At 60.2% G+C, this 1170-nt stretch carries 3 protein-coding genes; all 3 read left to right on the plus strand.

What is annotated here, in order from left to right; all coding sequences use genetic code 11:
* Positions 1–358, plus strand: a 358-nt coding sequence (locus EN991_RS37040) for a cytochrome c biogenesis protein CcdA (RefSeq protein WP_245461186.1), incomplete at its 5' end; no start/stop codon positions are given.
* 81 nt (positions 359–439) lie between these two features.
* A complete protein-coding gene (locus EN991_RS37045) occupies positions 440–877 on the plus strand; it encodes a hypothetical protein (RefSeq protein ID WP_013531913.1) in 438 nt (145 codons plus the stop codon).
* Between the two features lie 147 nt (positions 878–1024).
* Positions 1025–1170: NTP transferase domain-containing protein (locus EN991_RS37050; RefSeq protein ID WP_164769701.1), on the plus strand; the 146-nt coding region annotated here is incomplete at its 3' end.

Here is a 1170-nt window from a genome sequence, read left to right on the forward strand (position 1 = left end):
GGCAAGTGCGGTCGCGGCCTATGTCATGGGGCTGGCTTTCGCCTTCGGCTGGACGCCCTGCATCGGCCCGGTTCTGGGCCCGATCCTGACGCTGGCCGGCGGCCGTGAAACGGTGGGCGAGGGCGCGCTGCTGCTCGCCGCCTATTCGCTCGGGCTGGGCATCCCGTTCCTGATCGCCGCGCTGTTTTCCGGCGCCTTCATGCGCTTCCTCGGCAAATTCCGCGTCCATCTCGGCCGCGTCGAAAAGGCCATCGGCGCGCTGCTGGTGATCGCCGGCGTGTTTTTTCTGACTGGTGGCGTGCAGACCGTGTCGTATTGGCTGCTGGAGAATTTTCCAGTGCTGGGGCGGCTGGGGTAGTCTCCCCCGCACGGGAACGATGCACACCAGCCCGCATTTGCAGTGCCGTTGACCAACACTTTTTCGAGCCGGGAGGCGAGAATGGTAGCCAAGGCGGATGTGCGAAAATTCTTCAAGGCCTATGAGAAAATCTACAATGACGCGATCGCCGACACCGTCGATCTCAACGACGTCGCGGACATGTATTCGGCGGGTTTTGTCTCGGTGACGCCGGCGGCGGTCATGGTTGGCGAGAATGGCGAGCAGTTGAAGGCCATTATGACAAAGGGTTTTGAGGCCTATCGTGCCCTCGGCAGCAAGAGAATGACCTGCGTCGATGTCTCGGTGATGCCAATCGATCAGGACCATTGCGTGGCTGAGGTAAACTGGTCCGGTGACTATGAACGCAAGGATGGGAGTCTCGTGACCATCGACTTTGCGATCAACTATCTCGTCGAAAAGCGCGATGGCAAGCTGAAGGTGTTTGGCTGGATATCGGGTGACGAGCAGGCGGAATTCAGGAAACACGGCCTGTTGTAGGGGTGCTGACTGCCGAATTCTGTCCTAAGACCCGCTGATTAAGAGTCAGCTGCTCCGCCATCTCACCGGAATTTAACCGCATTGGTGAAGCATGGGCCCACTGCTACCCTGTCTTGATTCCCAACCCTTTCATATGGTTGCCCATCCATGAGCCAGAGATCCTGCCTGTCCGTCATCCTCGCCGCCGGCGAAGGCACGCGCATGAAGAGCGTGCTGCCGAAGGTGCTGCACCAGATTGCCGGGCTGCCGATGGTCGCCCATGTGGTGAAGGCAGCGGAAGAGGCGGGTGGCGG

The organism is Mesorhizobium sp. M7A.F.Ca.US.005.03.2.1 (assembly GCF_003997795.1).
GTDB classification, from domain to species: Bacteria; Pseudomonadota; Alphaproteobacteria; order Rhizobiales; family Rhizobiaceae; genus Mesorhizobium; species Mesorhizobium ciceri.